Source organism: Monashia sp. HAY1-11D, from assembly GCF_056868035.1.
In genome coordinates, this window is sequence record NZ_CP200320.1 from 1,030,814 (window position 1) to 1,047,290 (window position 16,477).

General features: G+C 73.5%; 18 protein-coding genes and 2 pseudogenes. 5 read left to right on the top strand and 15 right to left on the bottom strand.

Annotated features, from left to right (window positions below):
- The first annotated feature begins 131 nt into the window (after nt 1-131).
- Entirely contained in the window at nt 132-653 is a 522-nt protein-coding gene (locus AC1VM9_RS04775) for a hypothetical protein (RefSeq protein WP_483121477.1), read from the top strand.
- Between the two features lie 112 nt (nt 654-765).
- Here the strand turns inward: AC1VM9_RS04775 and AC1VM9_RS04780 are convergent, their stop codons facing one another.
- Nucleotides 766-1,449, bottom strand: coding sequence for a response regulator (locus tag AC1VM9_RS04780; RefSeq protein WP_481342544.1), 684 nt, complete (start codon nt 1,447-1,449; stop codon nt 766-768).
- 99 nt (nt 1,450-1,548) lie between these two features.
- Nucleotides 1,549-2,790 (bottom strand): sensor histidine kinase, encoded by a 1,242-nt coding sequence (locus tag AC1VM9_RS04785; RefSeq protein ID WP_483121479.1) that lies wholly within the window; start codon nt 2,788-2,790, stop codon nt 1,549-1,551.
- 253 nt (nt 2,791-3,043) lie between these two features.
- Here AC1VM9_RS04785 and phoU point away from each other — a divergent pair.
- Nucleotides 3,044-3,755 (top strand): annotated as a pseudogene (gene phoU / locus AC1VM9_RS04790) (phosphate signaling complex protein PhoU).
- A gap of 71 nt (nt 3,756-3,826) precedes the next feature.
- Here phoU and AC1VM9_RS04795 read toward each other — a convergent pair.
- The 3 genes and pseudogenes from AC1VM9_RS04795 to mshA form a co-directional block, all read right to left on the bottom strand.
- Nucleotides 3,827-4,570, bottom strand: coding sequence for a phosphoglyceromutase (locus AC1VM9_RS04795; RefSeq protein ID WP_481342547.1), 744 nt, complete (start codon nt 4,568-4,570; stop codon nt 3,827-3,829).
- A 24-nt stretch (nt 4,571-4,594) separates the two neighbouring features.
- A pseudogene (locus AC1VM9_RS04800) lies at nt 4,595-5,072 on the bottom strand (type III secretion system chaperone family protein).
- 41 nt (nt 5,073-5,113) lie between these two features.
- Nucleotides 5,114-6,433 (bottom strand): D-inositol-3-phosphate glycosyltransferase, encoded by a 1,320-nt coding sequence (gene mshA, locus AC1VM9_RS04805; RefSeq protein ID WP_481346561.1) that lies wholly within the window; start codon nt 6,431-6,433, stop codon nt 5,114-5,116.
- A 128-nt stretch (nt 6,434-6,561) separates the two neighbouring features.
- Between mshA and AC1VM9_RS04810 the strand changes: the two genes are divergently transcribed.
- The gene (locus tag AC1VM9_RS04810; RefSeq protein WP_481346560.1) at nt 6,562-7,356 is read left to right on the top strand and encodes a class I SAM-dependent methyltransferase; all 795 of its coding nucleotides are present in this window, start codon (nt 6,562-6,564) and stop codon (nt 7,354-7,356) included.
- Nucleotides 7,357-7,434: 78 nt separating this feature from the next.
- Nucleotides 7,435-8,448, top strand: a complete 1,014-nt coding sequence (locus AC1VM9_RS04815; protein ID WP_481346559.1) for an MEDS domain-containing protein — start codon at nt 7,435-7,437, stop codon at nt 8,446-8,448.
- A 76-nt stretch (nt 8,449-8,524) separates the two neighbouring features.
- Here AC1VM9_RS04815 and AC1VM9_RS04820 read toward each other — a convergent pair whose 3' ends face one another.
- The 9 genes from AC1VM9_RS04820 to AC1VM9_RS04860 all read right to left on the bottom strand — a co-directional run bounded on the left by AC1VM9_RS04820 (nt 8,525) and on the right by AC1VM9_RS04860 (nt 15,147).
- The gene (locus AC1VM9_RS04820; RefSeq protein ID WP_481343953.1) at nt 8,525-8,980 is read right to left on the bottom strand and encodes a phosphomannose isomerase type II C-terminal cupin domain; all 456 of its coding nucleotides are present in this window, start codon (nt 8,978-8,980) and stop codon (nt 8,525-8,527) included.
- Nucleotides 8,981-9,072: 92 nt separating this feature from the next.
- Nucleotides 9,073-9,387, bottom strand: a complete 315-nt coding sequence (locus AC1VM9_RS04825) for a DUF2516 family protein (RefSeq protein WP_481343952.1) — start codon at nt 9,385-9,387, stop codon at nt 9,073-9,075.
- Between the two features lie 97 nt (nt 9,388-9,484).
- Entirely contained in the window at nt 9,485-9,910 is a 426-nt protein-coding gene (gene dtd / locus AC1VM9_RS04830; RefSeq protein WP_481347270.1) for a D-aminoacyl-tRNA deacylase, read from the bottom strand.
- Between the two features lie 32 nt (nt 9,911-9,942).
- Nucleotides 9,943-10,977, bottom strand: a complete 1,035-nt coding sequence (locus AC1VM9_RS04835) for an asparaginase (RefSeq protein WP_481347271.1) — start codon at nt 10,975-10,977, stop codon at nt 9,943-9,945.
- Nucleotides 10,978-11,059: 82 nt separating this feature from the next.
- Nucleotides 11,060-12,034: a hypothetical protein gene (locus AC1VM9_RS04840; RefSeq protein WP_481347272.1), complete on the bottom strand. Its 975-nt coding sequence runs from the start codon at nt 12,032-12,034 to the stop codon at nt 11,060-11,062.
- 1 nt (nt 12,035) lies between these two features.
- Nucleotides 12,036-12,503, bottom strand: coding sequence for a helix-turn-helix domain-containing protein (locus AC1VM9_RS04845; RefSeq protein ID WP_481347273.1), 468 nt, complete (start codon nt 12,501-12,503; stop codon nt 12,036-12,038).
- Between the two features lie 84 nt (nt 12,504-12,587).
- Nucleotides 12,588-13,442 (bottom strand): beta-keto acid cleavage family enzyme, encoded by an 855-nt coding sequence (locus AC1VM9_RS04850; RefSeq protein WP_481347274.1) that lies wholly within the window; start codon nt 13,440-13,442, stop codon nt 12,588-12,590.
- Nucleotides 13,443-13,545: 103 nt separating this feature from the next.
- Nucleotides 13,546-14,598 carry a CAF17-like 4Fe-4S cluster assembly/insertion protein YgfZ gene (gene ygfZ / locus AC1VM9_RS04855; RefSeq protein WP_481343745.1) on the bottom strand — a complete coding sequence of 351 codons (1,053 nt, stop codon included), beginning with the start codon at nt 14,596-14,598 and terminating at the stop codon, nt 13,546-13,548.
- Between the two features lie 51 nt (nt 14,599-14,649).
- Nucleotides 14,650-15,147, bottom strand: coding sequence for a heme-binding beta-barrel domain-containing protein (locus AC1VM9_RS04860; protein ID WP_481343744.1), 498 nt, complete (start codon nt 15,145-15,147; stop codon nt 14,650-14,652).
- Nucleotides 15,148-15,170: 23 nt separating this feature from the next.
- On the opposite strand from AC1VM9_RS04860, the gene AC1VM9_RS04865 reads away from it, so the two are divergent.
- The gene (locus tag AC1VM9_RS04865) at nt 15,171-15,542 is read left to right on the top strand and encodes a DsrE family protein (RefSeq protein ID WP_481343743.1); all 372 of its coding nucleotides are present in this window, start codon (nt 15,171-15,173) and stop codon (nt 15,540-15,542) included.
- A gap of 10 nt (nt 15,543-15,552) precedes the next feature.
- Here AC1VM9_RS04865 and AC1VM9_RS04870 read toward each other — a convergent pair whose 3' ends face one another.
- Complete coding sequence (locus AC1VM9_RS04870) at nt 15,553-16,476, bottom strand: hypothetical protein (RefSeq protein WP_483121485.1); 924 nt, start codon at nt 16,474-16,476, stop codon at nt 15,553-15,555.
- Nucleotide 16,477 lies beyond the last annotated feature (1 nt).

Below are 16,477 nucleotides of genomic sequence, written 5' to 3' on the forward strand. Positions count from 1 at the left end.
CGAGCCGCCCGACCCGTGACCCGCCCCGTCGGAGGCGCGAGAGCCTTGTGCCGGTGGCGTCCCCGCGCCGTCGGAGCGGCGGGCGCGGGGTTGGCCGCAGTGGGCGGAGGCCCGCCGGTAGGCTGTGCCCCGTGAAGCGTCGATCCCTCGTGCAGACCCCCGTGCGTCGCCGTGTCTCGGCGCTCGCCGCCGGTGTCGCCCTCGCCGCCGTGACGGCCGGGTGCCAGGTCAACTCCCCGGTGCAGACGGACCAGCCGTACATCCCTGCCGACGGCGTCCCGGCGGACATCGGCCAGCTGGCCGTCCGCGACCTCGTCCTCGTCGGGGACGGCAAGGGCCAGACGGTCGTCTCCGGTTCGGCGATCAACCTCGGCGCCGACCAGATGACGGTCAGGTTCGTGCCGCAGGCCACCGAGGGCTCCAGCACGGCCCCGTCCGGCTCGGAGGTCGAGCTCGGACCGCGCGAGCAGGTCGACCTGGCGACCAAGGGACTCGAGCTGTCCGGCGTCTCCTCCAAGCCCGGCACCCTCGTGCCCGTCTCCATCACCTCGAGCACCGGCGGCACGACCGTCGTCCAGGTGCCCGTGCTGCCGGCCACCGGCTACTACTCGACCGTGACGCCCGCGCCGACCACCGCGACCGGCACGGCCTGACCGGCCCGTACCGCGAGCCCGACGCGAAACCGACGCGAAACCGACGGCCGCCCCGCTCCTGCGGGGCGGCCGTCGGCGTCCCACGGACCCGGCCGCCCGGCCTCTGCTCGGCTCAGCCGGCCTCGAACTTGTAGCCGAGCCCGCGGACGGTGACGATGTGCACCGGGTTGGCCGGGTCGGGCTCGATCTTGGCCCGGAGCCGCTTGACGTGGACGTCGAGGGTCTTCGTGTCGCCGACGTAGTCGCTGCCCCAGACGCGGTCGATGAGCTGCATCCGGGTCAGGACGCGACCCGAGTTGCGCAGCAGCATCTCGAGCAGCTCGAACTCCTTGAGCGGCAAGGACGCCGAGTCGCCGCGGACGCTCACGGTGTGGCGCTCGACGTCCATCCGCACCGGCCCGGCCTCGAGCGTCGAGGGCAGCAGGTCCTCCGGCTCGGCGAGGCGGCGCAGGACCGCCTTGACGCGGGCGAGCAGCTCACGGCTCGAGTACGGCTTGGTGACGTAGTCGTCCGCCCCGATCTCGAGGCCGACGACCTTGTCGATCTCGCTGTCCTTGGCCGTCAGCATGATGACGGGCACCGAGGAGCGCTGGCGCAGCGCACGGCACACGTCGACGCCGGACAGGCCGGGCAGCATGAGGTCGAGCAGGACGAGGTCGGCACCGTTCTTGTCGAACTCGGCCAGGCCCTCCGGGCCGGTGTCGGCGACGGCGACGTCGTAGCCCTCCTTCTTGAGCAGGTAGGAGAGCGGGTCGGAGAACGAGACCTCGTCCTCGACGATCAGGATGCGGCTCAAGGGGTGTCCTCTTCGGGATCAGACGGGTCGAGACGGTCGGAGAGATGTTCGGTAGCGGTCGGGCAGGGGGACGAACGGCGCGCACGGGCCTGCCACGGATCAGGCGACGGTGCGCGACGGCCGGTCCGGCGAGCGCGCGGGCGGGGACGAGGTGGCCGGGGCCTCACCGTCGGTCGCGGCGGGGAGCGAGGCGTCGCTCGGCAGGGTTCGGGTCGCCACCGTCGCGGCGGGCAGGGTGATGGTGAACGTCGAGCCGCGACCGGGCTCGGACCAGACCCGGACGCTGCCGCCGTGGTTGTCGGCGACGTGCTTGACGATGGCCAGGCCCAGACCGGTGCCGCCCGTCGCCCGGGACCGGGCGGTGTCGATCCGGTAGAACCGCTCGAAGATCCGGTCCTGCTCCTCGGGCTCGATGCCGAGGCCCTGGTCGGTCACCGAGACGTCGATCGTGCCCGCCGGGGTGCGACGGACGGCGACGCCGACCCTGGTGTCACGGTCGGAGTACGCGATGGCGTTGCCGACGAGGTTGCTGATCGCGGTCGTCACGAGCTCGGCGTCGCCCCACACCTCGCAGCCCGGGTCGAGGGAGCGGGCCAGCGTGATGCCGTTCTCCTCGGCGAGCAGCCTGCTGCGGTCGACGGCGTCCTCGGCGCACGCCCCGACGTCGACGAGGACGGGGTCCTTGACGACGTCCGCGCCCTGGAGCCGGGACAGCTCGACGATCTCCTTGACCAGACGCGTCAGCCGGGTCGACTCGACGCCGATGCGGGTGGCGAACCGGGCCACCGCCTCCGGGTCGTCGTGCGCGTCGCGGATGGCCTCGGCGAGCAGGGCGATGCCGCCGACCGGCGTCTTGAGCTCGTGGCTGACGTTGGCGAGGAAGTCGCGGCGGATCTCGTCGACCCGCGCTGCCTGGGTGCGGTCCTCGACGAGGACCAGGACGTGGTGCGCGCCGAGCGGTGCGACGCGGGCCGACACGACGATCCGGCCCTCGCCGATGCCCTTGCGCAGGGTCAGCTCGGCCTCCCGGATGACACCGTCGCGGCGCACGGCACGGGCGAGGTCGAGCAGCTCGGGGTGGACGAGCTCCTGCCCGCGGACGATGCCGTGGGCCACCGCGGCGGGTGAGTTGTTGACGACGCGGTCGGACGCGTCGAGGAGGACGCCGCTCGAGCGCAGCACGGCGATGACGTCCGAGACCCCGGGCGGCAGGGACGGTTCGGGAGCCGGGACACCCTCCGCGGCGCTCGCGCGGTCCGACAGGCGCACGGCGACCATCGCCAGGCCGCCCAGGGCGAGGCCGGCGATGCCACCGAGCGTTGCCGCGGTCGTCGGGTCCACGACACACAGCGTACGCACGGGCGACGCGCCACCCGGACACCCCGGCGGCCCCCACGCGTGCGGTGAACCGAGTGTTCACCTGCCCGAACCCGCCCGTTCACGCACGGGTGCCACCCTCTGCGGGACAGGGCCGTGCCGGCCGTGTGTCGGCCGCCGCCCGGTGGCAGGCTGGGGCGCCCAGAGCACCACCGCGACGGCCGGTCGACACCGCGACGGCACGGCCGGTGCACGTACGGCTAGCGACAGGACCAGCATGCGCGACCAGTTCCACGAGGACCTCGACACCATCACGGACCAGCTCGTCGAGCTGACCCGTCTGGCCGGGTCCGCCATCTCCCGCGCCACCACCGCTCTGCTCGACGCGGACGTCCACCTGGCGGAGTCGGTCATCGAGGCCGACCGCCAGCTCGACGACATCCGCATCGAGCTCGACGAGCTTCTCCGTCGACCTGCTCGCGCGGCAGCAGCCGGTCGCGACGGACCTGCGCATCGTCGTCACCGCGATGCACATGAGCTCGGACCTCGAACGCATGGGCGACCTCGCCCGGCACGTCGCCAAGGTGGCGCGCCTGCGGACCCCGGACTCCGCGGTGCCGGCCGAGCTGCGCTCGCACATCCTGCAGATGGGCCAGGTCGCCGAGGCGATCGTGGCCAAGTGCGGCTCGATCATCGCGAGCAAGGACGTCGCGGCGGCCATCGCGCTCGAGAAGGACGACGACGCCATGGACGAGCTGCACCGCCAGCTGTTCGCGGCGCTGCTCGACGAGAACACGTCGTGGTCGCGCAGCGCGATCCTCGACCTGACCCTCGTCGGCCGCTACTACGAGCGGTTCGCCGACCACGCCGTGTCGGTGGCCCGACGCGTCATCTACCTCGTCACCGGTGAGTACGACCAGGCGGTCGACCACGAGGACGAGGAGGATGCGGAGGCCGTCGCCTCGATCGAGGGCGGCGCCTCCGCCTGACCGTCACGCCCCGACCCGAAAGGGCCACCTCCCGTGACGGGACGTGGCCCTTCGGCGTGGTGCGGGCGGCGTCAGCGGCCCTGGTTGGCGACGGCGGCGGCCGCCTCGGCGGCGGCCTCCGGGTCGAGGTAGCGACCGCCCCGGGTGACCGGACGGAAGGCGTCGTCGAGCTCGTAGACGAGCGGCATGCCGGTCGGGATGTTGAGGCCGGCGATGTCCTCGTCGGAGATGTCGTCGAGCGTCTTGACCAGGGCCCGCAGCGAGTTGCCGTGGGCCGCGACCAGGACGGTCAGGCCGTCGGCGAGGTCGTTCTGGATCTCGTTCTCCCAGTAGGGAAGCATCCGTGCCACGACGTCCTTGAGGCACTCGGTGTCCGGCATCGCGTCACCGATGCCGGCATACCGCGCGTCGTGCGTCTGGGCGAACTCGTCCTCGGGGTCGATGGGCGGCGGCGGCACGTCGTAGGACCGACGCCACAGCATGAACTGCTCCTCGCCGTACTGCTCGAGGGTCTGCTTCTTGTTCTTGCCCTGCAGCGCGCCGTAGTGCCGCTCGTTGAGGCGCCAGTCCCGCTTGACGGGGATCCAGTGGCGGTCGGCGGCGTCGAGCGCGAGGTTGGCCGTCGTGATGGCCCGGCGCAGGACCGACGTGTGCACGATGTCGGGCAGGATCCCGGCCTCCGCGAGCTGCTGCCCGGCCCGCACACCCTCGGCGCGCCCCTTGTCGGTGAGGTCGACGTCGACCCAGCCGGTGAAGAGGTTCTTGGCGTTCCAGTCGCTTTCGCCGTGACGGACGAGGACGAGCGTGTAGGTCATGCGAGGCAGCCTAGCGACGCCGCCTCAGGCCCCGGCAGACCCGTCCAGCAGGTGACGGAAGGCCTCGAGGTTGCGCGTGGACTCGCCGCGCGAGACCCGCCAGGCCCATTCCTTCTTCATCGAGCCGAGGAAACCGAGGGCGAGCAGCTCGTTGAAGGCGTCGTCGCTGGCGGCCAGGACGACGCCGAAGAGGTGGTCGAGGTGCTCGGCGTCGAGGGCGGCGGTGGGCACCTCCCCGCGCAGGTAGACGTCGCCGTCGGTGTCGATGGCGTACGCGACCCCCTGGAGGCGAAGGTTCTTGCGCAGCAGGGTCCGGTAGAACGCCTCGTGGTTCTCGTCCGGGTTGCGGATGACGAAGGCGCTGACGCTCGTCGTGCGGTCGCGGACGAGGAGCGAGACGACCGTCCTGAGCTTCTTCTCGCCCGGCAGCGTGACGACGTACTCACCGTCGCGGCCGCCGAGCTTCCCACTCGAGGTCGACGGAGTCGAGGTAGCCGCGCAGCCCTGCCTCGGCATCGGGGCGCAGGCCCTCTGCCGGGGCGGTCACGGGATCACGGCCGTCGGCACGTCGGCAAGGCTCACGGCCTCGTCCACGGACGGCTCGGCGGTCTCGGGCGCGTCGCTGCGGGCTCGCATGGCCTGACGGTACGCGTCGAGGAGCCGGTCCGTCGTCGCACCCCAGCCGAACCCGGCGGCGTGCCGCACCGCCCGGCGGCCGAGCTCGCCGCGCCGGGCGTCGTCGAGCAGGAGGGCCTCGAGCGCGTCGGCCCACTCCCCCGTGCCGTGGCCGGGCACGAGGACGCCGGCGTCGCCCACCGCGGTGGGCAGGCCACCGACGTCGGCCGCGACGACCGGTGTGCCGCAGGCCTGCGCCTCGATCGCCACGAGGCCGAAGGACTCCGAGTGGCTAGGCACGGCGACGACGTCGGCGGCGCGGTACCAGCGGGCCAGCTCGGGGCGCGCGACCGGCGGGACGAAGCGCACGACGTCGGCGATGCCCAGTGCGGCGGCGAGCTCCTCGAGGTCGCGGGGACGGGCGAGGCCGGAACCGCTCGGGCCGCCGAGGACGGCGACGGTGAGCCGTTGGCGCCGCGTCGGGTCGCGACGCACCAGCTCGGCGGCCGCGCGGACGAGGACGTCGGGCGCCTTGAGCGGCTGGATACGACCGACGAAGAGCAGCAGGTGCCCCTCCACGGGCAGGCCGAGCTCGCGCCGCGCCTGCAGCCGGTCGCCGGGGGTGAAGGTCGACAGGTCGACGCCCGGCGGCACGACCGAGACCTTCGCCGGCGGCGCGTCGTAGAGCTCGACGAGCTCGCGGGCCTCGTCGTCGGTGTTGGCGACGAGCCGGTCCGCAGCCTCGACGACCTGCACCTCGCCGATCTCGCGACCCCGCGGCTCGGGGGTGTCGCCGTCGGCCAGGTGCAGGTTCTTGACCCGGGCCATGGTGTGCATGGTGTGGACGAGGGCGACGCGCCAGCGGTCGGCGGCCAGCCACCCGACCTGGCCGGAGAGCCAGTAGTGCGAGTGCACGAGGTCGTAGTGGTCCTCCGGCACCGAGAGCCCGGCGTGCATGATGCCGGCCGAGAACGCACAGAGCTGGCCGGGCAGGTCCTCCTTCGACAGCCCCTCGTACGGGCCGGCGGTGACGTGCCGGACCCGGACGCCGGGGACGAGGTCGGCCTCGACGGGGACGTCTCCCGTCGTGCGCCGGGTGAAGATGTCGACCTCGACGCCGCGCGCCGCCAGCTCCCTGGCCGTCTCGGCGACGTAGACGTTGAGCCCGCCCGCGTCGCCGGTGCCGGGCTGCTCCAGCGGCGAGGTGTGCACGGTGATCATCGCGACCCGCTTCGGATCGGCCTCCATCGGCATCCCTTCGTCCCGCAGCACCTGCTCGCCTGCTCTCCCCCGACTCAACCACACGCCCGATTCGATGTATTCCACGATCATGGACGACCGTCGAACCCGATCGACCCGGGCCGTAGGCTGCGGGCGTGGCCGTCCGCGTACGCCCCGTCGGGACCATCACCCGGGGCACGACGAACCCCAACCGGCTCCGACGCTGCGACCGCTGGATCGCCGGCCCGCACGCCTGGCGGCTGCGCAGGAGCCCCACGCCGCCCGTCGTCGTCGACCTCGGCTACGGCGCGTCGCCGATCACCGCGGTCGAGCTGCACGACCGGCTCCGGCAGGTGCGCCCCGACGTCCGGGTCGTCGGCATCGAGATCGACCCGCAACGCGTGGCCGCCGGGCGGCTGCTCGAGCGTGACGGGCTGGCGTTCCGCCTCGGTGGCTTCGAGGTGCCCCTCGACGGCGGCGCCCGACCGACCGTCGTGCGCGCCTTCAACGTGCTGCGCCAGTACGCCGAGGACGAGGTGTCCGACGCGTGGGCGCTCGTCCGGTCGCGCCTTGCACCCGACGGCCTGCTCGTCGACGGCACGTGCGACGAGATCGGGCGCCGCGCCGCGTGGGTCGCCGTCGACGCGTCGGGGCCGGTCAGCCTGACGCTCTCGCTGCGGCTCGGCGGGCTCGAGCGCCCGTCGGACGTCGCCGAGCGCCTCCCGAAGTCGCTCATCCACCGCAACGTGCCGGGCGAGCGCGTCCACGCGTTCCTCGCCGACCTCGACGTCGCCTGGGCACGCAGCGCTCCACAGTCGTCGTGGGGCGCCCGCCAGCGGTTCCTCGCGGCCGCCCGCGAGATGCGCGACCGGTGGCCGCTGCTCGACCGGCCTTCGAGATGGCGCCTCGGCGAGCTCACGGTGGCGTGGGAGGCCGTCGCCCCGGGTTGAGCCTCACCGGGTCCTCCCATGATTCTCACAGGGTCGCCTTTCCGCCCCGTACGTCCGCCCCCGCGTAGCATGAGCGCCATGTCGCAGGGCGGCATGGCTGCGTGGGGGCGGGGTCGTGCGGTGAGCTTCTACGCACTCGACGACGAGGGTGTGGCTGCTGTGGCGAGGTTCGTCGCAGACGGCTGGGCCCACGACGAGTACGTGGTGTCGATCTGCACTCCGCGACTTCGGCGACGCGTAGAGGGCGCGCTCGCCACCTTGGGCTGCGATCCTGCCGCCGAGGAGGGGACTCGCTACCGGCCGCTCGACCCCGATGCGTCCATCGCCGACCTCGTCGTCGACGGCTCCCTCGACGTCGACGCGTTCTGGGGCATGGTGCTCGCGCTCGTCGACCCACAGGTCGACGGCGGCCGCCCGGTGCGCGTGTTCAGCGAGACGATCTCGCTGTTGTGGCAGCGCGGGCTCGTCGAGGCCGCCGTCGAGCTCGAGGTGCTGTGGGCCGAGGCCATGGACGTCTACGGCTTCCAGCTCGTCTGCGCCTATCCCGGGGGCATGGCCGAGCACGCCGACGTCGTCGACGTCGCCCGCATCACCGCCCTGCACACCGACCTGCAGGTCGACGCCGGCACCGACCCGGACGGGTCGACAACGCCGGGCCCCCTCGGCACCATCGGCACCGGCGGAGCCGACGGCACGGCCCGCAGGGCGGTGCTCAGCCTGACCCACGCCTTCTCGCAGGTGTACCAGCCCGTCCCCGAGTCGGTACCGGCCGCGCGCCACTTCGTCCTCGACGTCCTGCGTTCGTGGGGCCACCAGGGGTTGGTGGCCGACGCGGCCCTCATCGTCTCCGAGCTGGCGACCAACGCCCTGTCCCACGCCGTCACGCCGTTCCGCGCGGTGGTTCAGCGCCTCGACGGGGGTGTACGGATCGCCGTCGAGGACGCGACCGACGCCCCGCTCGAGCGGCGCGAACCGTCCCTCGACGCCGTGGGCGGGCGCGGCGTCGACATCGTCGAGGCGCTCTCGGGCACGTGGGGATCACAGATGCTGCCGGGCGGCAAGGTGGTCTGGGCCGACCTCGACCTGCCCTGACTGGCGGGCCGGACGCACGTGTGCCGCCGGACCCAGGGTCCGGCGGCACACGGCACGCGGAGTCGATGCGTCGCGCTCAGCGCGCGTAGTCGTCCTCGAGGCGCTCGATGTCGGCCTCGTCGAAGTGGCCGAAGCCCACCTCGAGAAGGCGTCCCGGCTGGTCACCGGAGTTGCCCATGCGGTGCGTGGCACCGCGGGGAACCCACACGGTCTCGCCGGGCGCTGCCGTCCACTCACGGCCGTCGACGCTGACGTCGATGGGCACGTCGAGGACCTGCCACATCTCGCCACGGTGGTCATGGCGCTGGAGCGAGAGCCGATGCCCGGGCTGAACCGTGATGATCTTCACGGTGACCTGCTCGTTCGACACGAACTGCTGGAACCGGCCCCAGGGGCGCTCCGCGACGAAGATGTCCTCGGTCGGGTTGCGGTCGCCGAGGTCGTACTCGTCGGGCCCGTGGATGGGCCGCGTGTCGTGCACGTGCGTGTCGACGTCCTCGACGACGGCAGCAGCAGGCTGCTGGTCGGACATGGTTCTCCTATCGGTTGTGAGTGCACCAGTGTGCCCCATGGGAGCGGGGCCGGTGCGCGGCGGCCCGCTCGCCTCGGCTCCCGGGACGGCGGCTACCAGGGCCGCTCGGACCGCCCGCCGAGGCCGCGCACCTGCCGCAGGGCCGGCCGGACGTCGGCCAGGTACACCGCGGCGCCGACGAACCCGAGCAGGCCGAACAGGCTCAGCGGGTTGAGCATCGTGACGAAGCCCAGCGCCAGGGCGATGCCCAGCAGGACGAGCCAGAAGGTGCGGGTGCGCTTGCCAGCGGCGACGTAGGCGCCCTGCGGGTGCCGGAGCGCGTCCGTGAAGGCCCACACCTCGCAGCCGAGCGCGACGACGCCGAGCACGAGCTGCACGACGCTCTGGAACCCGTAGTAGAGCTGCATGGGGGAAGCGTAACCCGGGTCCCGAGCACGGGTCGGTCCAGCGGCGCTCCCGCCGGCGCCGGGTCGCGACGTGTCCGTGCGGGGTGCCGTCGGAGGCTCAGGCGTCGACGACGAGGGTGACGGGCCCGTCGTTGACGAGCGAGACCTGCATCATCGCGCCGAAGCGTCCCTCGGCGACCTCGACGCCGCGGGAGCGCAGGGCCGCGACGACGTCGGCGACGAGCGGCTCGGCGACGGGGCCGGGCGCCGCCGCACCCCACGACGGACGCCGTCCCTTGCGCGTGTCGGCGTAGAGCGTGAACTGGCTGACGACGAGGACCGGTGCTCCGGTGTCGACGACGCTCTGCTCGTCGCGCAGGATGCGCAGCTCGGCGATCTTGCGGGCGAGGCGCTCGACCTGCTCGGGGCCGTCGCCGTGCGTCACGCCGACGAGCGCGAGCAGGCCGGGTCGGTCGATGGCGCCGACGACCTCGCCGTCCACCTCGACGCGCGCACTCGTGACACGCTGGAGCACCGCCCGCATCGGCGCCTCTCCCGTCCCGCCCGCTCCTGGGCTCAGATCCCGACGGCGAGGACCGAGCCGACGGGCTGGCCGTGCCCCAGGACGGGCTGGTGCTCGAGCGCCGCCAGGGTGTCCTCGGCGTCGACGCCGATGCGGCGCAGCACCGCAGCGAGCACGACCGCCCGGGCCCGCGACGAGCCGTCGGCGACCTTGACGGCCACCCCGCGCCCGTCCGGGAGGCCGACCGCGTACACCGCCTCGGCACCGTCCTTGGCGACGAGGCCGTCCACGCCGCGGAGCAGCACCGTGACGTCACGGTTCGTGCCACCGAGGTACTCCGGGTAGGCGCGGATCGCAGCGCTGATGCGGGCCTCGGGACCGTCGGTGGCCGCGGCGAGGCGCCCGAAGGCCCGGGCGAGGGCCGACAGCGGGATGGCGTGGATCGGGGCCCCGCAGCCGTCGACGGCCACCGCGCTCGGCTCGGCCCCCGACAGCTCGCGCACCGTCTCGGCCACCGCCACCTGGAGCGGGTGGTCGGGGTCGCGGTAGGTGGGGAGGTCCCAGCCGTTGCGCACGCATGTCGCGAGCATCGACGCGTGCTTTCCCGAGCAGTTCTGCACGATCGACTGCTTGGGTCGGCCGTCGGCGATCCAGGCGATGCGCGCGGCCTCGTCGTAGGGATAGTCCGGCGTGTTCTGCAGGTCGGTCTCGGTCAGGCCGGCGCCGGCGAGGATCTCGCGGGCGGCCTCGACGTGGAAGGCCTCGCCGGAGTGGCTGGAACAGGCGAGGGCCAGGTGCCGGCCGTCGGTCTCGAGCCCGCAGCGGAGCATCGCGAGGGCCTGCAGCGGCTTGCTCGACGAGCGGGGGAACACCGGGCCGGACCCGTTGCCGACCTCGAGCTCGACCGAACCGTCGGGTGCCGTGACGACGGCCGTGCCGTGGTGGACCGACTCGACGAAATCGGCACGGACCACGTGCGCCACGACGGGCGCGTCGGCGAGCGCCGGGGACACCGACCCGTCGGCGGAGGAGGCGGGCACCGCTGCGGGATCGGCGGGAGCGGACGAGGTCTGCGGGTGGTCGGACACGACCCGCAGTATGCCCGAGGGGCCCACGGATGCGAGGAGGGCCGCCACCGACGGTCGGTGGCGGCCCTCGCGGCGCGGGGGGTCAGGAGCTCGAGGCGGTGGTCGTCGCCGTCGTCGCGGCCGGGGCCTTCTTCGCGGTCTCCGTCGCGGTCTTCTTGGCCGTCTTCTTCGCCGTCTTCTTCGCGGCGGTCTTCGTGGTCGCGGTCTTCTTCGCGGCGGACGTCGTCGTGCCCGTCGACGCCTGGTTGGCCGGGGCCGAGGAGCGGGCCGCGACCTTGTGCGCGGTCGTCGACTCGACGGCGGCGGCCTTGCGCGTGGCGGCGGACCTCTTCGCCGCGGACGAGCGGATCGCCTTCTCGTGGGCGGCGGTCCGCTTGGCCGTCACCGGCTCTGCGGCCTTCTCCACGGCGGCGGCCGACTTCTCGACCTGCGTGGTGAGGGTCGCGGCGTCGTCGGACACGACGTCGAGGACGCTCTTGGCCACCTTCTGGCCCTCGCCGGCGGCCGTGCTCGCGACGCGGCGGCCGCGGGCGATGACCGCGTTGCCCCGCTCGACCGCGTCGAAGGCGGCGCGCTGGCCCTGGGCGCGGGCGTCCGTGACGACCTTCTCGCCACGGGCGGCGGCGGCGTCGTACTGGTCCTTGGCGTTGCTCGCGAGGACGAGGCCCTGGTTGAGGACCTGGGCGGGCAGGTCCTGGGCCTGGGCGACGAAACGGTCGGCGTACCGCGCGGCGAGGCGCTGGAGGTCGGCCGTGCGGGCCTGCAGGTCGACGATGCGCTTCTGCAGCTCCTTCTGGAGCTGGTCGGCCTCCTGGCGAGCGCCCTTGCGCAGGTCGGCACCCTTGGCCAGCTTGCGGGCGGCGTCGAGCTGCTCGCCCGCGGCACGGACGGTGTCGATGGCGAGGTTCGCCGCGCCGACGACCGCGTAGAAGGGCGTCGGGTCCACGCTGATCTCGGGGATGCGGCCCTCGAACTGCCCGCGCACGTCGGCCACGGCGGCCTCCGCCTGCTGCTGGGCGTCCTTGACGGCCTTGGTGATCTTCTTGCTCAGTGCCATCTCACTTCTCCTTCTCGGTGACGTCTGTGGTCGCCGCGGCGCTCGGGCCGGGCGAGAGGGGTCGGCGGCGCCGCGGGGGCGCGGCCGGTGAGCGTCGCTTCGTGGTCTCGGACGCGGCGGTCTCGCCGGCGAACGAGCGGTAGATGTCGACGAGGACCCCGCGCTGCCGGTCGGTCAGGACCGGGTCGGCGGCGATCGCGGAGAGGACGTCCGGGACAGGGGCCGGGTCGTCGCCGACCCGCTCGTCGAGGATCCCGGCGCGGACGTAGAGCGACTCGGCCGAGACCTGAAGGCCCTTGGCGATCTGCTGGAGGATCTCGGCGCTCGGGCGCTTGAGGCCTCGCTCGATCTGGGACAGGTAGGGGTTGGAGACCCCGGCCATCTCGGCGAGCTGACGCAGCGACAGCTGGGCGTTCTCGCGCTGCTCGCGCAGGTACGCCCCGAGGTCGGGTAGCGGAAGCTTGCTCACCCCTCCATTGTGCTAACTGGAGCAAGCAGAATGCAAACCCCAGACAGCGTGAGCCGGCCCACAACGACCCGGCGGGTCCGCGCGTCAGCGGGAGCGACGGTCCTTGATGCCGAGCAGGGCACGCGCCTCGACGGTCGGCATCGGCGGACGCTGCATCGTCGTCGCGAGCTCGGCCGCCCGAGTGACGAGCTCGCGGTTGTGCACCACCGGCCGGCCCTTGGCGAACACCAGGTTGTCCTCCATCCCGACCCGCAGGTGCCCGCCGGCCGAGAGGGCGGCCGCGACGATGGGCAGGTGGGCCCGGCCGATGCCGGTGGCCGACCAGCTGGTGACCTCCTCCGGCAGCATCGCGACGCCGGCGAGCAGGGCCTGCGGGGTGCCCGGCATCGAGCCGGGCACACCGGTGACGAAGTCGACGTGCACCTTGCCGCCGAAGGGCAGGCCGCACTCGTCGATGAGCCGACGCAGGGCGTGCACGTGACCGAGCTCGAACAGCTCGAACTCCGGGACGACCTCCAGGTCCTGCGCCTGCCGGTAGAGGTCGACCATGAAACCCCATGGGTTGAGGAAGACGCCGTCGCCGAAGTTCGTCGTGCCGCAGGTCAGCGAGCACGAGTCGGGGTCTGCCTCGAGGACGGTGAGGCGCTGCTCCAACGGGTCGGTGACGGCGCCGCCGGTGGACAGCTGCACGACGAGGTCCGTGGACTCACGGACGGCGTCGACGGCCTCCTTGAGCAGGACCCGGTCGAGCGTCGGCTGGTGGTCACGGTCGCGGACGTGGATGTGGATGAGCGCGGCCCCGGCCCGCTCGCAGGCGACGGCGGTCTCGACGAGCTCCTCGGGCGTCGTCGGCAGCGCCGGGACGTCGGCCTTCGCGGTCTCCGCGCCGGTCGGCGCGACGGTGATCAGGGTGCTCGCGGCGCTGCGTGCGGGGCTCATGGCGTCATCCTGCCAGCGCCAGGGACCACCACTCCTCACGCCGGCACGATGCCCGGGGTCACGAGCGACGGGTCAGCCGACAGCCCTCAGGGGCGAGCTGCCCTCAGGGCGCGACGATGACGGTCTGGGCCGCGGCCAGGCCCTCGACGGTGAGGTCGAGCGTCGGGTCGGTGTTGCGCTTGATGATCGCGAGCGCGATGGGGCCGTCGACGTGATGGCGCCCGACCGAGGTCACGTGGCCCACGACGCGGTCGCCGGCGAGGACGTCGCTGCCGCGCGCCGGGAGGGTGTGCCCCGAGCCGTCGAGGTGCAGGAAGACGAGCCGACGCGGGGGGCGGCCGAGGTTGTGGACGCGGGCCACGGTCTCCTGACCGCGGTAGCAGCCCTTGTGCAGGTGGACGGCCGTCCGCAGCCAGTCGACCTCGTGGACGATGGTGCGGTGGTCGGTCTCGAGGCCGAGCCGCGGGCGCCAGGCCGCGACGCGCAGCGCCTCCGCCGCCCAGAGCCCTGCGAGCGGCCGGTCGCCCGCTGCCTCAAGGAGACCGGTGCGCGGCACGATGACCTCGCGCCAGGCCCGCTCGGTGCCGGGGTGGCCCTCGGCGGGTCCGTAGGCGGTCGTGTCGCCGACGAGGTCGGGCCACGGGTCGCGCCACGCGAGGGGCTCGCCCTCGACCGACTCCGACGCGTGCGGCTCACCGAGGACGGCCCAGTCGTCTGTGACGAGGGCGACCTCGACGCGGAGCATGAAGCGCATCTTGTCCAGCCACTCGGCCAAGGCCGGTCCGGCCCCGGGCTCGGTCGTGACCCACGTCGTCGTACCGTCGTCGACGAGGTGCAGGGAGTGCTCGACGTGGCCCTTGGGAGTGAGGATCAGGGCCTCGCGCGACTGCCGCGGCTCGAGCCCGAGCACGTGCTGGGTGGTCAGCGAGTGCAGCCAGCCGAGCCGGTCCGGACCAGTCACGGTGACGACGTCCCGGTGCGAGAGGTCGACGACGGCGAGGCCCTCCTCGAGGAGGCGCTGCTCGCGCATCGGGTCGCCGTAGTGCACGGCGACCCCCGACTCGAGCCCCTCCCCGGCGACCGCGCGGGGGGCGTCGAGCAGCGGGCTGCGGTGGACCGCGCGGGCGGGGGCTGCGGGCACGTCGACGTCACTCATGTCAGGGGAACGAGCGGTGCGGCGACGGCATTCCGGCGGGGAGGCATCGCGTCAGTCGACCCGCTTGAGCTGGGCCGACACGTGGCTCTGCATCTCCTGGCCGACCGCTGCCATGTCCATGACCCACATGAGCTGGGACTCGACGAGCCCGTACAGCCGCGTCCCCGCGTTGTACTCCTTGGCGCCCGGTGAGCGCAGGACGCCGTCCGTGCGCAGCTCGACCTTGGCCGGCTCCATCCGCCCGTAGTACAGCTCGAGGATGCCGGTCGGGTGCACGAGGAGCAGCTCGACCTCGCCGTTGTCCAGGGGCCGCCAGAACCCCGACTCGACGGCCGCCGGGCGGACCTTGGCGCCGTTCTCGGAGTCGAGGATCCAGGCCCGGCTCTCCCACTTGAGGAAGCCGCGTCCGTCATGGGTCACCTCGATCTCCTGGCCGAAGTGCGCGGACTCGATCGTCGGGTAGCCGACGACACCCGCACCCTCCCAGCGTCCGATGAGCCAGGCGAGCGGTCGCAGCGGCTCCGGGATGTCCTGGTCGAGGTTGAACATGCCCGGAATCGTAGCCTGAGCGCATGGACTCCCCCGCTCGCTCGCTCGTCGTCAAGGTCACCTCCGGCGTCGAGGCGCCCGAACGGCTGTCGCAGGCGTTCACCGTCGCTGCCACGGCGGTGGCCAGCGGCGTCGACGTGTCGCTGTGGCTCACCGGCGAGGCGTCGTGGATGGCCGTCCCGGGGCGGGCCGAGGCGTTCGCCCTGCCGCATGCCGCCCCCATCGTCGACCTGCGCGACGCCGTCCTCGCCGGCGGCCGGCTCACCGTGTGCACCCAGTGCGCCGCCCGCCGCGACCTCGCCGAGGACTCCCTCGTCGAGGGCGCCGTCATCCGCGGCGCGGCCGCGTTCGTCGAGGAGGTCACGGCGCCCGGCGCCCAGGCGCTGGTCTACTGAGGACCGACCGTCAGGAGAAGACGGCGAAGAGGTGGACGAGCGCACCGACGGCGAGCACCGAGCCCGCGCCCGCACCGACCTGCCCACGCACCGTCATCATCGCCGGCTCCAGCGCGAGGACCCGCCGGAAGGACCACGAGACGGTCCCGACGGTGGCGCCGATGCCGAAGGCGCCGGCGAGACCGACCTCGTCGACGCGCGTCGACACGACCATCGCGACGACGGAGGCGGCCACGAGGGCCACCAGACCGAGCACCGGCGCGGCCGCGCGCACCGCGGCGACGGCGTCGGCGAGCACGGCGGCGGCGACGGCGGCCATCGCCAGCACGGCCACGGCGCGGCCCCGCCCGGCGTCGGCGACGACGACCGCGGACGTGCCCGACGCGATGACCGCGAGGCCGCCGAAGGCCGACAGCAGGGTCAGGACGAGGCCCTCGCGGCCCGTGCGTCGCAGCAGCTGCGCCGCGAACGCCAGGACGATCCCCAACGCGACGGCGGCCGCGAGCCAGCGCAGGTCGTCACGCAGCGAGCTCAGCACGACGGCCACCGAGGCCAGGACGAGGACGACCGACGTGGCGTCGGGCGTCACGGACCCCGACAGCACCGGCCAGCCCCACGAGGCGACGAGCGCGAGGACGAGCGTGACGGCCAGCGTCACGCCGTAGCCGGACACCGAGGTCAGCAGGAGCGCGAGGGCACCGACGAGCGTCACCCCGACGGCGACCCAGCGGACCCGGTCGGCGGCGACCGGCGACAGCGGCACCTGCAGCGAACCGGCGGCTCGGGGGCGGTCGGTGCGCACGGGCCGGTCCGACGCCTGGGCCAGGTGCCGGCGGGGGGCGCGGTGGCTGCCGCGGCCCCGGCGGGACCGGACGCCGGGGTCACCCGAGTGGGGTCCGTCGGCCGGCTGCGCGGCCGTGGGGTCGTCGGGCACG

What these genes read in the sequence shown, in the direction of transcription:
- AC1VM9_RS04795 (WP_481342547.1), bottom strand. Translation starts at nt 4,570, where the DNA reads ATGACCTACACGCTCGTCCTCGTCCGTCACGGCGAAAGCGACTGGAAC.
- mshA (WP_481346561.1), bottom strand. Translation starts at nt 6,433, where the DNA reads ATGGAGGCCGATCCGAAGCGGGTCGCGATGATCACCGTGCACACCTCG.
- AC1VM9_RS04815 (WP_481346559.1), top strand. Translation starts at nt 7,435, where the DNA reads ATGTCGCAGGGCGGCATGGCTGCGTGGGGGCGGGGTCGTGCGGTGAGC.
- AC1VM9_RS04820 (WP_481343953.1), bottom strand. Translation starts at nt 8,980, where the DNA reads ATGTCCGACCAGCAGCCTGCTGCTGCCGTCGTCGAGGACGTCGACACG.
- AC1VM9_RS04825 (WP_481343952.1), bottom strand. Translation starts at nt 9,387, where the DNA reads ATGCAGCTCTACTACGGGTTCCAGAGCGTCGTGCAGCTCGTGCTCGGC.
- dtd (WP_481347270.1), bottom strand. Translation starts at nt 9,910, where the DNA reads ATGCGGGCGGTGCTCCAGCGTGTCACGAGTGCGCGCGTCGAGGTGGAC.
- AC1VM9_RS04840 (WP_481347272.1), bottom strand. Translation starts at nt 12,034, where the DNA reads ATGGCACTGAGCAAGAAGATCACCAAGGCCGTCAAGGACGCCCAGCAG.
- AC1VM9_RS04850 (WP_481347274.1), bottom strand. Translation starts at nt 13,442, where the DNA reads ATGAGCCCCGCACGCAGCGCCGCGAGCACCCTGATCACCGTCGCGCCG.
- ygfZ (WP_481343745.1), bottom strand. Translation starts at nt 14,598, where the DNA reads ATGAGTGACGTCGACGTGCCCGCAGCCCCCGCCCGCGCGGTCCACCGC.
- AC1VM9_RS04860 (WP_481343744.1), bottom strand. Translation starts at nt 15,147, where the DNA reads ATGTTCAACCTCGACCAGGACATCCCGGAGCCGCTGCGACCGCTCGCC.
- AC1VM9_RS04865 (WP_481343743.1), top strand. Translation starts at nt 15,171, where the DNA reads ATGGACTCCCCCGCTCGCTCGCTCGTCGTCAAGGTCACCTCCGGCGTC.